Origin of the sequence: Streptomyces sp. CY-1, assembly GCF_047218265.1 — a bacterium.
In the GTDB taxonomy this organism is placed as follows: Bacteria; Actinomycetota; Actinomycetes; order Streptomycetales; family Streptomycetaceae; genus Streptomyces; species Streptomyces niphimycinicus.
In genome coordinates this window covers 1,529,320-1,543,351 of record NZ_CP178393.1, presented here as the reverse complement: position 1 = coordinate 1,543,351, position 14,032 = coordinate 1,529,320, and the positions used below count along the sequence as shown (strand labels likewise).

General features: G+C 73.6%; 12 protein-coding genes. 9 read left to right on the top strand and 3 right to left on the bottom strand.

Translation table 11 applies throughout. From position 1 onward, the window contains the following. Positions 1 to 113: 113 nt before the first annotated feature. The 4 genes from ACK1X7_RS06350 to ACK1X7_RS06335 all read left to right on the top strand — a co-directional run bounded on the left by ACK1X7_RS06350 (position 114) and on the right by ACK1X7_RS06335 (position 6,805). Entirely contained in the window at positions 114 to 1,343 is a 1,230-nt protein-coding gene (locus ACK1X7_RS06350; protein WP_385154065.1) for a glycosyltransferase, read from the top strand. Next, positions 1,340 to 2,659, top strand: a complete 1,320-nt coding sequence (locus ACK1X7_RS06345; protein ID WP_390794636.1) for an SGNH/GDSL hydrolase family protein — start codon at positions 1,340 to 1,342, stop codon at positions 2,657 to 2,659. The genes ACK1X7_RS06350 and ACK1X7_RS06345 overlap by 4 nt, the downstream gene beginning before the upstream one ends. Further along, complete coding sequence (locus tag ACK1X7_RS06340) at positions 2,656 to 6,267, top strand: hydantoinase B/oxoprolinase family protein (protein WP_413114750.1); 3,612 nt, start codon at positions 2,656 to 2,658, stop codon at positions 6,265 to 6,267. The genes ACK1X7_RS06345 and ACK1X7_RS06340 overlap by 4 nt, the downstream gene beginning before the upstream one ends. Positions 6,268 to 6,538: 271 nt before the next feature. Next, positions 6,539 to 6,805 carry a WhiB family transcriptional regulator gene (locus ACK1X7_RS06335; RefSeq protein WP_385154074.1) on the top strand — a complete coding sequence of 89 codons (267 nt, stop codon included), beginning with the start codon at positions 6,539 to 6,541 and terminating at the stop codon, positions 6,803 to 6,805. 181 nt (positions 6,806 to 6,986) lie between these two features. On the opposite strand, the gene ACK1X7_RS06330 is transcribed toward ACK1X7_RS06335, so the two are convergent. From ACK1X7_RS06330 to ACK1X7_RS06320, 3 genes are read right to left on the bottom strand one after another with little or no spacing between them, the layout of a single operon-like run. After that, positions 6,987 to 7,904 (bottom strand): biotin-dependent carboxyltransferase family protein, encoded by a 918-nt coding sequence (locus tag ACK1X7_RS06330; RefSeq protein WP_385154077.1) that lies wholly within the window; start codon positions 7,902 to 7,904, stop codon positions 6,987 to 6,989. After that, positions 7,901 to 8,569: a 5-oxoprolinase subunit B family protein gene (locus ACK1X7_RS06325; protein WP_382948857.1), complete on the bottom strand. Its 669-nt coding sequence runs from the start codon at positions 8,567 to 8,569 to the stop codon at positions 7,901 to 7,903. Before ACK1X7_RS06325 ends, ACK1X7_RS06330 begins: the two co-directional genes overlap by 4 nt. Continuing rightward, positions 8,566 to 9,345, bottom strand: a complete 780-nt coding sequence (locus ACK1X7_RS06320; RefSeq protein WP_385154080.1) for a LamB/YcsF family protein — start codon at positions 9,343 to 9,345, stop codon at positions 8,566 to 8,568. Before ACK1X7_RS06320 ends, ACK1X7_RS06325 begins: the two co-directional genes overlap by 4 nt. Positions 9,346 to 9,581: 236 nt before the next feature. Between ACK1X7_RS06320 and ACK1X7_RS06315 the strand changes: the two genes are divergently transcribed. The 5 genes from ACK1X7_RS06315 (at position 9,582) to ACK1X7_RS06295 (ending at position 13,927) form a co-directional block, all read left to right on the top strand. Then, on the top strand, positions 9,582 to 10,328 hold the full coding sequence (locus tag ACK1X7_RS06315; protein ID WP_390794638.1) for a GntR family transcriptional regulator: 747 nt from the start codon (positions 9,582 to 9,584) through the stop codon (positions 10,326 to 10,328). Between the two features lie 140 nt (positions 10,329 to 10,468). Beyond that, positions 10,469 to 11,191 carry a DUF969 domain-containing protein gene (locus ACK1X7_RS06310; protein ID WP_385154086.1) on the top strand — a complete coding sequence of 241 codons (723 nt, stop codon included), beginning with the start codon at positions 10,469 to 10,471 and terminating at the stop codon, positions 11,189 to 11,191. Further along, a complete protein-coding gene (locus ACK1X7_RS06305) occupies positions 11,188 to 12,156 on the top strand; it encodes a DUF979 domain-containing protein (protein ID WP_390794639.1) in 969 nt (322 codons plus the stop codon). Before ACK1X7_RS06310 ends, ACK1X7_RS06305 begins: the two co-directional genes overlap by 4 nt. Positions 12,157 to 12,167: 11 nt before the next feature. Then, positions 12,168 to 12,812 (top strand): pyroglutamyl-peptidase I, encoded by a 645-nt coding sequence (gene pcp, locus ACK1X7_RS06300; protein ID WP_413114749.1) that lies wholly within the window; start codon positions 12,168 to 12,170, stop codon positions 12,810 to 12,812. 128 nt (positions 12,813 to 12,940) lie between these two features. Further along, the gene (locus ACK1X7_RS06295; RefSeq protein WP_413116852.1) at positions 12,941 to 13,927 is read left to right on the top strand and encodes a DUF2891 domain-containing protein; all 987 of its coding nucleotides are present in this window, start codon (positions 12,941 to 12,943) and stop codon (positions 13,925 to 13,927) included. Positions 13,928 to 14,032 lie beyond the last annotated feature (105 nt).

The window sequence follows — 14,032 nt, the reverse complement described above, 5'->3', positions numbered from 1 at the left end:
GCACACGCGGCCGCCGGGCCGCACGTGGCCGTGATGCCCGCGCCTCTGCGCCGCGTGGGCGGAGCAGCGAATGAAAGGCACACAGCGTGAGTTCCGTGGGAGGAGAGAGCAGCATGAGCGACGGCAAGGGCCTGCGCATCGTCCGGCTGGCCAACTTCGTCACCCCCGCTTCCGGCGGCCTCCGCACCGCGCTGCGCGAGCTCGGGGCCGGTTATCAGGCGGCCGGGCACGAGGCCGTCCTGGTGGTGCCGGGCGAGCGGGTCTCGGACGAGCAGACCCGGCAGGGCCGGGTGATCACGCTCCCCGGGCCGACCATCCCCGGCACCGGCGGCTACCGCGTCCTGACCGACCGGCGGCGGCTGACCCGGCTGCTCGACGGCCTGGCACCGGACCGGCTCGAGGTGTCGGACCGCACCACCCTCCGCTGGACGGGGGAGTGGGCGCGGCGCGCCCGCGTACCGGCCGTGATGGTCTCCCATGAGAGCGCGGACGCCGTGCTGCGCACCTGGGGGGTGCCGGACGGGTTCGCCCAGGGCGCCGCGGACCGGCTCAACCTCCGTACCGCGCGGGCGTACTCGCGGATCGTCTGCACCACCGAGTGGGCGGCGCGCGAGTTTGTACGGATCGGCGCGCGGAATGTCGTACGCGCCCCGCTGGGCGTGGATCTCGGCCACTTCCACCCCTCCCACCACGACGCCGCGCTGCGCGACCACCACCGCGGCGAGGCTGCCGTTCTCCTCGCCATGTGCTCGCGGCTCTCGCCCGAGAAGCGGCCGGGCCGGGCGCTCGACGCGCTCGCCGAGCTGCGGCGGCGGGGCGTCTCCGCGGCGCTCGTGGTCGCCGGGGACGGGCCGCTGCGGCCGCGCCTGGAGGCCCGCGCCCACGCCGAAGGGCTTCCGGCCGTCTTTCTCGGCCATGTGGCCGAGCGGGCGGGGCTCGCCGCCATCCAGGCCAGCGCCGATGTCGTGCTGGCGCCGGGCCCGGCGGAGACCTTCGGCCTCGCGGCGCTGGAGGCGCTGGCATGCGGTTCGCCCGTCGTCGTCAGCGCGCTCTCCGCGCTGCCCGACATCGTCGGCGCCGCGGGCGACACCGCCGCGGACGACGGGACGGCCTTCGCGGACGCCGTGGAGCGCGTCCTGGGCCGCTCGGAGCCCCTCCGCCGGGCGGCGGCCCGGGCACGCGCCGAGCGCTACGGCTGGCCCGCCGCGGTCGCCGCCTTCCTGACCGCCCATGACGCGTCCACCGAGGGCGTCCGGTGCGCCGACGGCGGCCGGGTCCCGGCCGCGTCGCTCCCGGCCGCCACGGCGGTCTCCGCGTACCGGGCAGTCGGCGGTGTGCGGTGAGCGCAGCCGGCGCTCACACGGGGGACCGCGCTGGTACGGAACCGTCTCGTACGGAGAACGTCCTTACGGAGGCCGTCGTAACGGAGAACGTCCTTACGGAGGCCGTCGTAACGGACACCGTCCTTACGGAGGCCGTTCTTACGGACACCGTCCTTACGGAGGCCGTCCTTACGGACACCGTCCCTACGGAGGCCGTCCTCACTGAGGCGGAGACGGAGACGGAGGGTGCGGGGCAGGGTTCCACCACTGCCCCGCACCCGGCGGCCGGGCGGACACCCGGCCCCACGCCGGGCACGGGGGACGGCGCGGAGCCGCGCAGGCTGCGATTCGCCGCCCTCGGCGACTCGCTCACCGAGGGGCTCGGCGACCCGGCGCCCGGCGGTGGATGGCGTGGCTGGGCCGCGCTGCTGGCGGCCGCCACCGGGCCGCATCCCGATGAGCCGGTGGAGTTCGTCAATGTGTCCCGCAGCGGGGCGCTGGCCGCCGATGTCGCCGACGAGCAACTGGCCGAGGCCCGCCGCGCCCGTCCGCATCTGGCCTCGGTCGTGGTCGGCGGAAACGACACGCTGCGTGACTCGTTCGACATCCACCGGGTCGCCGAGGCCCTCGACCGCACGATCGGCGCGCTGCGCGCCGACGGCGCCGTGGTGCTCACCGCCTGCCTGCCCGACCCCGGGCGGATGCTGGGGCTGCCCTCCGCGCTCGCCCGCCCGCTGGGTCGCCGGATGCGCGCGGTGAACACCGTGGTGCACGCGCTGTCCCAGCGGTACGAGGCGGTCCATGTGGAGCTGGGCGACCACAGTTGGGTCGCCGAGCGGCGGGCCTGGAGCGTGGACCGGCTGCATCCGAGCGAGCTCGGGCACCGGCTGCTGGCCAGGGAGTTCCACAGCGCCCTGCGCGCCCGGTCCATCGCGACCGGCGCCCCGCCGTCCCTGGAGCTCGACGGCATCGCGCCCTCACGCGCCGCCTCCGCGTGGTGGATGGCGACCCGCGGCACCCGCTGGATCGCGGACCGCTGCACCGACCTCCTCCCCGGCCTCGTCGCGCTGGCGGCCCTGGAATGGAGGCACCGCCTCCGGGGCACCGCGCATCTGCTGGAGGAGCGGGACCGGCGGGCGACTCTCGCCGCGCTCACCGCGGTGACCAGCGGCCCGGCCCCCGCCCTGCTCCCTCACCCGCCCGCCGGCGCCCTCACCGAGCCGCCCCCGCCCCCGTCCGCCGCCCCGCAGCCCGCCCCCACCGCGCCGCTGTCCCACCCGCCCGCCGATCCGCTCATCGCCGACCCACCGCCGCCCGCTGCGACAATGGCGGGGTGACGGGTCGCTGGGAATTCTGGATCGACCGGGGCGGAACCTTCACGGACGTCGTCGGCAAGCGTCCGGACGGCCGCCTGGTCACCCGCAAGCTGCTCTCCCACCACCCCGAGCGCTATACCGACGCCGCTGTTGCCGGGATCCGGCAGACGCTGGGGCTCGGCCCCGGTGAACCGGTCCCGGCCGACATGATCGACGTCGTCAAGATGGGCACCACGGTCGCCACCAACGCCCTGCTGGAGCGCAAGGGCGAGCCGACCGTCCTCGTCGTCACCGAAGGCTTCCGGGACGCCCTGCGCATCGCGTACCAGAACCGCCCCCGCCTCTTCGACCGCCGGATCCTGCTCCCCGAGGCGCTGTACGACCGGGTGGTGGAGATCCCCGAGCGGGTGGACGCCCACGGCGAGATCGTCCGCCCCCTGGACCTGGACGCCGCGGCCGAGGCGCTGCGCACCGCCCACCGCGACGGCTTCCGCAGCGCCGCAGTCGTCCTGCTGCACGGCTATCGGCACGCCGCCCACGAACAGGCCATCGCCGCGGTGGCGCGCGACCTCGGCTTCCCGCAGGTGAGCTGCTCCCACGAGGTCAGCCCGCTGATGAAACTGGTGTCACGCGGCGACACCACCGTGGTCGACGCGTATCTCTCACCCATCCTGCGCCGCTATGTGGAGGACGTGGCCGCCGAACTGCGCGGTATCCGGCTGATGTTCATGCAGTCCAACGGAGGGCTGCGGGAGGCCGCGCACTTCCGGGGCAAGGACGCGGTGCTGTCCGGACCGGCGGGCGGTGTGGTGGGCATGGCGCGCTCCTCCGGCGAGGCCGGACACGACCGCGTCATCGGCTTCGACATGGGTGGCACCTCGACCGATGTCTCGCACTACGCGGGCGAGTTCGAGCGCGTCTTCGGCACCGAGGTCGCCGGGGTGCGGATGCGCGCCCCGATGATGAACATCCACACCGTGGCGGCGGGCGGCGGTTCGGTGCTCCACTTCGACGGGCGGCGCTATCGCGTGGGGCCGGACTCGGCCGGGGCGGTCCCCGGTCCCGCCTGCTACCGGCGCGGCGGTCCGCTGACCGTGACCGACGCGAATGTGATGCTCGGCCGGATCCAGCCGGACCACTTCCCGGCGGTCTTCGGCCCGCACGCCGACCGGCCGCTGGACGCGGCGACGGTCCGGGAGCGCTTCGCCGCGCTCGCCGAGGAGATCGCGGAGGCCACCGGCGACCGGCGCGGACCGGAGGAGGCCGCGGCGGGCTTCCTGGACATCGCGGTGCTCAATATGGCCAACGCGGTCAAGAAGATCTCCGTACAGCGCGGCCGTGACGTCACCCGCTACGCGCTCACCAGCTTCGGCGGCGCGGGCGGCCAGCACGCCTGCGCGGTCGCCGACGCGCTCGGCATCGGCACGGTGATCGTGCCGCCGCTGGCCGGAGTGCTCTCCGCGTACGGCATCGGGGTGGCCGACGCCACCGCCATGCGCGAGCAGGCCGTCGAGGCGGAGCTGGGCGAGGGGACGCTGGAGCGCGTGCGCGAGCTGTGCGGGCGGCTGGCCGGCCGGACCCGCGGCGAACTGCTCGCGGACGGTGTCCCGGAGGACACCCTGGACACCGTCGCCCGGGTCCATCTGCGGTACGCCGGCACCGACTCCAGCATCCCCGTACCGCTGGGCTCCGTCCCCGCGATGACCGAGGACTTCGTCCGGGCGCACCGCGCGCGCTACGCCTTCACCATGGACAAGCCGCTGGTCGTCGAGGCGGTGTCGGTGGAGGCGGTCGGCGCGTCCGGGCCCGTCGGCGGCCATGCCGTTCAGCGGCCGCCCAGGGAGGGCGAACTGGCGCCCGTGACGACCGTAAGGATGTTCACGGAAGGGCGATGGCAGCGGACCGCCCTGTATGAACGCGACCGTATGCGCCCGTCGGACCGGGTCACCGGGCCCGCGATCATCGCCGAGGAGGACGCCACCACCGTGGTCGACCCCGGCTGGCAGGCCACCGCGGGCGAAAGCGGCCATCTGCTGCTCACCCGGGTCCGGCCGCGGCCGAGCAGCACCGCGGTCGGCACCGAGGTGGACCCCGTGATGCTGGAGGTCTTCAACAGCCTCTTCATGGCCATCGCCGAACAGATGGGCGTGCGCCTGGAGCACACCGCCCACTCCGTCAACATCAAGGAGCGGCTCGACTTCTCCTGCGCACTCTTCGACGCCGAGGGCAATCTCATCGCCAACGCCCCGCACATCCCGGTGCACTTGGGCTCCATGGGCGAGTCCATCAAGGAGGTGCTGCGGCGCAACGGGGACACGATGCGCCCCGGCGATGTGTACGCGATCAACGACCCGTACCACGGAGGCACCCACCTGCCGGATATCACCGTGGTCAGCCCGGTCTTCGACGAGGCGGGGGACGAACTGCTCTTCCTCGTCGCCTCGCGCGGCCACCACGCCGAGATCGGCGGTATCACCCCCGGCTCCATGCCCGCCTTCAGCCGCACCATCCAGGAGGAGGGCGTCCTCTTCGACAACTGGCTGCTGGTACGGGACGGGGTACTGAGGGAGCGGGAGAGCCGTGAACTGCTGACCGGCGGGCCGTATCCGTCCCGCGCCCCGGACGCCAACCTCGCCGATCTGCGCGCCCAGATCGCCGCCAACGAGAAGGGCATCCAGGAACTGCGCCGGATGATCGGGCAGTTCGGCCTCGACGTCGTGCACGCCTATATGGGCCACGTCCAGGACAATGCCGAGGAGTCGGTGCGCCGCATCCTGACCGGCCTCGGCGATGGCTCGTACCGCTACGAGACCGACAGCGGGGCGGTCATCCGCGTCACCCTTACGGTGGACCGCACGGCGCGCGGCGCCCTCCTGGACTTCACCGGCACCTCGCCCCAGCGGCCGGGCAACGACAACGCGCCCAGCTCGGTGGTCATGGCGGCCGTGCTCTATGTCTTCCGGACGCTGGTCGCCGAGGACATCCCGCTCAACAGCGGCTGTCTCAAGCCCCTTGAGGTCCGCATCCCCGAGGGCTCCATGCTGGCGCCGGTCTTCCCGGCGGCCACGGTCGCCGGGAACGTCGAGACCTCCCAGGCCGTCACGGGCGCCCTGTACGCGGCCCTGGGCGTCCAGGCCGAGGGCTCCGGCACGATGAACAACGTCACCTTCGGCAATGACCGCGTCCAGTACTACGAGACGGTCGCCAGCGGCTCCGGCGCCGGAGACGGCTTCGACGGCGCGGACGCCGTACAGACCCATATGACCAACTCCCGGCTGACCGACCCCGAGGTGCTGGAGTGGCGCTATCCGGTGCGGGTGGAGAGCTTCGCGATCCGCCCGGACAGCGGCGGCCGCGGCCACTGGCGCGGCGGCCACGGCGTCACCCGCCGCATCCGCTTCCTGGAGCCGATGACCGTCGCCCTCCTCACCGGCCACCGCCGGGTGCCCCCGTACGGCATGGCGGGCGGCGAACCGGGCGCGCTGGGCGCGAATCTGATCGAGCGCGCCGACGGTTCGGTGGACCACCTGGAGGGCCGCGACGCGACGGACGTCGGGGTGGGGGACATCCTGGTCGTCCACACGCCGGGCGGCGGCGGTTACGGCCCGGCGGAGGCGGCCGGGGACTGACCGCCGGTGGCCGGTGCCGGGCTCACCGCGTGGCGTGGCGGGACCGACGCCTCGGGACGGGCCGAGGCGGCCCCTGGGGCTCACCGAGGATGCCCGGTGTGAACCATGGCCTGTTCGGATCCGTTTGCCGCCGCCACGATCGGAAACCCGACCCATATCGAAGCCCGCCAGGACGCGCCCGCACGATTCCCGGGCGGCGCCCGCTCGCGAACCATGCGTGTGAGTCCGATGGCGGGCGCTTACAGCACCGTCGTTCACGGAAGGGGCAGCCATGGCCTGGTGGCAGAAGGCCGAATGCACGCACGAGGACCCGGAGCTGTTCTTCCCGGTGGGGGTGGCGGGCCCGGCCGCCCAGCAGCAGGAGGCGCGGGCCAAGGAGGTCTGCCACCGCTGTCCGGTGATCCAGGAATGCCTGGAGTACGCGCTGGAGACCGGGATGACCCACGGGGTCTGGGGCGGCGTCGGTGAGGAGGGGCGCCGCGCCCTGCGCCGCAAGGCGCAGCGCAGGGAGCGGGTCGGCGCACGGCGGGCCCGCTAGGGGCTGCCGGGGCCGGGTCCTGTCCGGGCCCGGGACGGTTACGGGGTGTCCGGCGGACCATGCGGCAAAGGCTCGCCCCTGGACCCGGGGCCCGGGGCGGAGCCCCAGTTGAGGGAAGGGGCGGCGAGCAGCCCGCCGCGGGCGTCAGGATCCGTCGGACACCTCCTGGCGCGAGGGCCTGTCAACAGCCGGGCCCGTCCGCGACGGCGCGCCGCGCGGGCGGTCCCCAGGAGGCCCGGCCCAGCGGGGTGAACCGCACCGGCGTGCCGGGGACGGCCTGCGCGGCGGCGGCCAGATACGGCTCCGGCACGACGCCCACGACCGGGTAGCCGCCGGTCGTCGGATGGTCGGCCAGGAAGAGCACCGGCCGTCCGTCCGGCGGGACTTGGAGCGCGCCGAGCGCCATCCCCTCACTGGCCAGCTCACCGTCCTTCGCCCGCTCCAGCGAGGGGCCCTCGGTCCGGAGCCCGATCCGGTTGCTCGCGGCCGCGACCCGGAAGGCCCCGGTGGTGAGGGTGCGCAGCCCCGCCGGGGTGAACCAGTCGTCGCGCGGGCCGAGCACCACCGGAAGCACCAACTCCGGTGCGACGCCCCGATGCGGCACCCCGTCCACACCGGGCGCGGGCCCGCCCGGCGGCCCCAGCCGCAGCACCGCGCCGTCCGCGAGCGGCGCCGGGCCCAGCCCGGAGAGCACATCCGTGGCCCGGCTGCCCAGCACCGGCTCGGCCTCGACACCGCCGTCGAACGCCATATAGCTGCGCACCCCGTGGGCGGCGGCCCCGGCCTCCAGGAGCGCGCCCGCGGGCACTCGTACGGCCGCTCCCCACGCGGCGGGGCGGCCGTCGACCGTCACCGGGCAGGGCGCGCCGGTGACCGCGACCGTCGCCGGGCGGCGCAGCCGCACCGCACAGCCGGTCAGCGTGGTCTCCAGGGTCGCGGCCCCTTCGGCGTTGCCCACCAGGCGGTTGGCGAGCCGGTGGGCGGGCTGGTCGAGCGCACCCGAGCGGGGCACCCCCAGATGGGCGTGGCCGACCCGGCCCAGGTCCTGGACGGTGGTCAGGGCTCCCGGCCGTACGACGACGAAGGCGCTGTCGGTCATGGCGCCGTCCCTCCCGGAGTGGGGCCCGGCACCGGGCCCGCCGCGCCCCGTACCGGGACGAAGCGGACACGGGTGCCGGGGGTGAAGAGCGCCGCCGGTTCCCGCGCGGTGTCCCACAGCACGGCGTCCGTGGTGCCGATGAGCTGCCAGCCGCCGGGGGACGCGCGCGGATAGACGCCCGTGTACCCGCCCGCGAGGGCCACCGAGCCGACCGGCACCCGGGTCCTGGGCGTGGCGTGGCGCGGCACATGGAACCGCTCGGGCAGCCCCGTCAGATAGCCGAAGCCGGGCGCGAAGCCGCAGAAGGCCACCCGGAACTCGGTGCCCGAGTGGATCCTTACGGCTTCCTCGGGCGTCACCCCCCACCGCTTCGCGACCTCGGCCAGATCGGGCCCGTCGTAGCGCACGGACACCTCGACGATCTCGCTGTCGCCGCGGTCCAGCGGCGGTATCCGCCAGCCGGGCAGCTCGGCGGCGAGCCGCCCGGGGTCGGCGAGCCCGTCGAGGAACACGGTGCGGGCGGCGGGCACGATCTCGCGTACGGCGGGCAGCTTCCGCGCGGCGGCACGGCGCAGCAGCTCGGCGTGGAGCGCCTCGGCCGCCTCGCCGCTGTCGACCTCGATGAGCAGCCCGTGCTCGCCGACGGGCAGGGACCGCAGGGTCATATGAACGCCGCCACGCGCACTCCGGCGGCCGTCAGCTCGTCCCGCACCCGGCGGGCGAGGTCGGCGGCGCCGGGGGTGTCGCCGTGGACGCACAGCGAGCGCACATCCACCTCGATGCGCTGTCCGTCGATCGAGGTCACCGCGCGGTCCCGGGCGAAGCCGAGGGCGCGCTTGACCACCGTGTCCGGGTCGGAGACCACGGCGCCGGGCTCGCCGCGCGGTACGAGGGTCCCGGCGGCGGTGTAGGCGCGGTCGGCGAACGCCTCGGCGATCACCGGCAGCCCGGCCGCGCGGGCTGCCTCGTGCAACCGGGACCCGGGCAGCCCCAGCACCGGCAGCGGACCACCCGCGGCCAGCCGGACGCCCTCGACCACGGCGGCGGCCTGGGCCTCGTCGTGCACGCTGCGGTTGTAGAGCGCGCCATGCGGCTTGACGTAGTGCACCCGCGCCCCGGCGGCGCGGGCGAAGATCTCCAGCGCGCCGATCTGATAGGCGATCTCGTCGGTCAGCTCCCGCGGCGGGACGTCCATGCTGCGCCGGCCGAAACCGGCCAGGTCACGGTAGGAGACCTGGGCCCCGATGCGCACCCCGTGCTCGGCGGCCAGCTCGCACACCCGGCGCATGGTCGAGGGGTCCCCGGCGTGGAAGCCACAGGCGACATTGGCGCTGGTGACGATGGACAGCAGGGCCTCGTCGTCGGTGAGCCGCCAGCGGCCGAACCCCTCACCGAGGTCGGCGTTGAGATCGATGGACAGGTTCGCCAAGGATGCGGTCATATCCGTCCGTTCGGGGCGTGGGGGATACGTGAGGGGCTGTGGATGGCATCACAAGGTAAGCGATCGTTGAACGATCCGACAAGATGGTTGTTGTCCGGTGACGGTTTCTGGGCTTGACTTCTCGCTATACGGGACGAACGAGACATCGAACAGGGGCTGATGTGGCGAACGGGGCAAAAGGCGTAAATCGCCGGTCCGGTGAGTCGTCGGGGGAATCGGCGGACGAGTCGCCGGGGATGCCGGAGGCGGGGGAGGCGGCACAGACGGCGGAGGCGCCCGGGTACCCCCGGGTCTCCGCTCTCGCCGCCGGGCTCGAGGCCGACCGGGCCCTGCTGGGGCGCACCAGCACGGCGGAGCGCGTCGCCGACATCCTGCGCGACCGCATCGCCGAGGGGTTCTTCCCGCCCGGCACCCGGCTGTCCGAGGACAGTGTGGGCGGCGCGCTCGGGGTCTCGCGCAACACCCTCCGCGAGGCGTTCCGCCTGCTGACCCATGAGCGGCTGCTGGTGCACGAGCTGAACCGCGGGGTGTTCGTCCGCGTCGTCACGGTCGACGACCTCAATGACATCTACCGCGTGCGCCGGCTGGTCGAATGCGCGACGGTGCGCGGCCTGGGGGAGCCGCCCCACGCGGTCCAGGCGGTCGAGGCGGCGGTCCTCGCGGGCGAGCGCGCCGCACGCGACCGGGCCTGGCAGGACCTGTCCACCGCCAATATCCGCTTCCATCAGGCGATCGTCTCCCTCGCCGGAAGTCCCCGCGCGGACGAGCTCATGCGCGGGGTGCTGGCCGAGCTCCGGCTGGTCTTCCATGTCATGGCCGACCCCCGCCGCTTCCACGCCCCCTATCTGGTGCGCAACCGCCAGATCCTGGAGGTGCTCCAGAGCGGCGACGCGGTGGAGGCGGAGCGGCTGCTCGCCTCCTATCTGGACGATTCCCAGGGGCAGTTGGCCGATGCCTACGGACGGAAGATGTCCCGGCGATAGAGGTTTCCCAGCGGTAAACGATCCGGCGGAGCCGGAACAAGTTCGTTTCAGGCTCTTGTCGGATCGTTGAACGAACGCCTAGCCTCCGGTGCACTCTCCTCACGCCTCCGTGAGGTCCTTCTGCGCGGAAGGCTGGACGCATGATCGTTCTCCTTGGCGTCCTCGTGGTGATCCTCGGTTTCGCCACACGACGCAACCCGTTGCTGGTGGTGGGGGTCGCCGGCATCGCCACCGGACTGCTGGCCAAGCTCTCGCCCCAGGAGATCCTGGCGGCCTTCGGCGACGGCTTCGCCTCCAGCCGCTCGGTGACGATCTTCGTCATCACCCTGCCCGTGATCGGACTCCTGGAGCGCAACGGCCTCCAGGAACAGGCCCGGACCCTCATCGGGCGGCTCGGCAAGCTCACCACCGGCCGGTTCCTCGCCCTCTACCTGGCGCTGCGCCAGCTCACCGCCGCGCTCGGCCTCACCAGCATCGGCGGCCCCGCCCAGAGCGTGCGGCCCATGGTCGCCCCGATGGCCGAGGGTGCCGCGGAACGCCGCCACGGCCCGCTGCCCGAGCGGGTCCGCGAGCGTGTCCGCTCGTACTCCGCCAGCGCCGACACGGTCGGGCTGTTCTTCGGCGAGGACTGCTTCCTGGCCATCGGCTCGATCCTGCTGATCACCGGATTCGTCAACACCACCTACCACACCCATCTGGAGCCGCTCCAGCTCGCGCTGTGGGCCATCCCCACCGCCGTCTGCGCGTTCCTCATCCACGGCTTCCGGCTGCTGCGCCTGGACCGCTCCCTGGACCACGAACTCGCCGCCTCGCGCGGCCGATCCGCTGCCGAGGGCAGCCGCACCGCGGAGGAAGCCAAGTGATCAAGGCGGAGTGGTTCTACTGGCTCGTCGGCGCCGTCTTCCTCGCCATGGCCGCCCAGATGGCCGTCGACCGCAGCAACCCCAAGCGCCTTGGCTCGGCCGCCTTCTGGGGGCTGCTCGGCGGCTGCTTCTTCTACAGCAGTTGGGTGGTGGAGAAGAAGGCCCCGGCCGAACCCCTGGGCGTCGCCGTCCTCGCCATGGTCTGCCTGGGCGGCTTCCAGCTCACCGGGCGGGGCGTGCCCAACACCACCACCCCCGAGCAGCGCACCGCCACGGCCGCCCGGCTCGGCAGCAAGCTGTTCGTCCCGGCGCTCACCATCCCGCTGGTCGCCGTCGTCTGCGCGTCGGCCGTCAAGCACTGGCACATCGGGGGCGAACCGGTCCTGGAGGAGGGCAGCGAGACCATCCTCGGCCTCGGCTTCGGCGCGATCGCCGGGCTGCTGGTCGCCATGGTCGTGGTGCGCGAGCGGCGGCCCTCGGTGCCCCTGCACGCCGGCCGGAGCCTGCTGGAGTCCATGGGCTGGGCGCTGCTGCTGCCCCAGTTGCTCGCCGTACTCGGCTCCATCTTCCAGGTGGCCGGGGTCGGCACCCAGGTCGGCAAGATCACCGAGCAGTTGCTGCCGGACGGCCAGAAGTACATCGCCGTGGCCGTCTACTGCATCGGAATGGCCCTGTTCACCATCATCATGGGCAACGCCTTCGCCGCCTTCCCGGTGATGACCGCCGCCATCGGCTGGCCCGTGCTCATCCAGCAGATGAACGGGGATCCGCCCGTCGTCCTCGCCGTCGGCATGCTGGCCGGTTTCTGCGGCACGCTGGTGACGCCCATGGCCGCCAACTTCAACCTGGTGCCCGCCGCGCTGCTGGAACTCAAGGACCAGTACGGGCCCATCAAGGCGCAGATCCCCACCGCCGGGGCGCTGCTGGTCTGCAATATCGCCATCATCTCGCTCTTCGCCTTCTGAAGGGGGCCGCTGTGACCCGAGTTCTGCTCACCGGCTTCGAGCCCTTCGCGGGCTCGGACGTCAACCCGTCGTGGCAGGCCGTCTCCCTCGTCGCCGCCGCTCCGCCGCCCGACACCGAGATCACCGCCGTACAGCTCGCATGCGTCTTCGGCACCGCACTGGAGCAACTGGCCGCCGCCGTGGAGGCGGCCGACCCCGACCTGGTGCTGTGCGTGGGCCAGGCCGGCGGCCGTCCCGGTGTCACCGTCGAGCGGGTCGCGATCAACGTGGACGACGCCCGCATACCCGACAACGCCGGACGCCGGCCCATCGACGAACCGGTCGTCGAGGGCGGCCCGGCCGCCTACTTCGCCTCCCTGCCCGTCAAGGCGTGTGTCGCGGCCGTCCGCGAGGCCGGGATCCCGGCCGCGGTCTCCCAGACGGCCGGAACCTTCGTGTGCAACCACGTCTTCTACGGCCTGGCCCATCTCATCGCCACCGAGCGGCCCGCGCTGCGCGGCGGCTTCGTCCACCTCCCGTACGCGCCGGAACAGGTCGTGGACCGCGCCGAACCCGCCCTGCCCGCCGCGATGTCCGCCGACGCGCTGCGGGCGATCATCGGGGCGGCCGTGCGCACCCGGACCGACCTGCGCATCGCCGAGGGAGCAACGCATTGAACGAGCCGCACGAGCCGCACGAGCCGCACGAGCCGCACGAGCCCACCGAGCCGCACGAGCCCAACGAATCCGAGGAGCCGGACGAAAGGGGCGGCGAACTCGGCCGGTACGCGGCCCGGTTCGCCGCCCTGGCCACCGCCAACGTCACCCGGGCCTATCCCAACGCCCCGGCGCATCTGCTGCGCGGGCCCGAGGACTTGGTGGAGCCGCGCCGGCACCACCCTGCCTTCTACGGCTCCTACGACTGGCACTCCGCGGTCCATATGCACTGGCTGCTGGTCCGCCTGCTGCGCCGCTGCCCCGACCGCGTCCGTGCCGACGAGGTCACCGCCGTACTGGACGGGCACCTTACGGCCGATGCCCTGGCCGCCGAGGCGGACTATCTCCTTGCCCATCCCTCCTTCGAGCGCCCTTACGGATGGGCCTGGCTGCTCGCGCTGACCGCCGAGTGCCGGAGCCTCCCGGGCCCCGCGGGCGAGCGCTGGGCGAAGGCCCTGGGACCGGCCGCCGACGCGGTCAGCGCGCTGCTGCTGAGCGGATGGCTGGCACGCGCCACCTATCCGGTGCGGCACGGCGTCCACACCAACAGCGCCTTCGCCCTCGGTCTGGTCCTGGACAGCGCGGCCGCCGCGGGCGTCGAGACGATCGTCGAACCGGTCACCGAGGCCGTCCTCGGCTGGTTCGCCGACGACCATGACGCCCCCGTCCACTGGGAGCCCTCCGGGCAGGACTTCCTCTCGCCCGCGCTCACCGAGGCCGAGGCGATGAGCCGGGTGCTGCCGGAGGAGGAGTTCGCGCGCTGGCTGGAACGTTTCCTGCCCGGCGTCGAATGGGGTGCGCCCGTCACCGTGCTCACCCCGCCCGTCGTCTCCGACCCGGCCGATCCGCAGATCGGCCATCTCCTCGGCCTCATCCTCAGCCGGGCCGCCGCGCTCCGCCGCCTGGCCGCCGCCCTGCCGCACGGCGATCCACGGGCGGACGTGCTGCGGACGGCGGCCCGTGACCATCTGGCCGCCGGGCTCCCGGCCACCGACTCCGGGGACTTCACCGGCGACCACTGGCTGGCCACCTTCGCGGCGCTCGCCCTGGACGGACCACCGGCCGGTGAGCCGTAGACTGACGGATCGGTGAGGTGCGGGGGACGCGCCGGTGTACGCGCGTGCACGCCCGGGGGATCTGGTGCCTCATACCGGGATCTCCGTGCCGTTTCGTACGTTGTC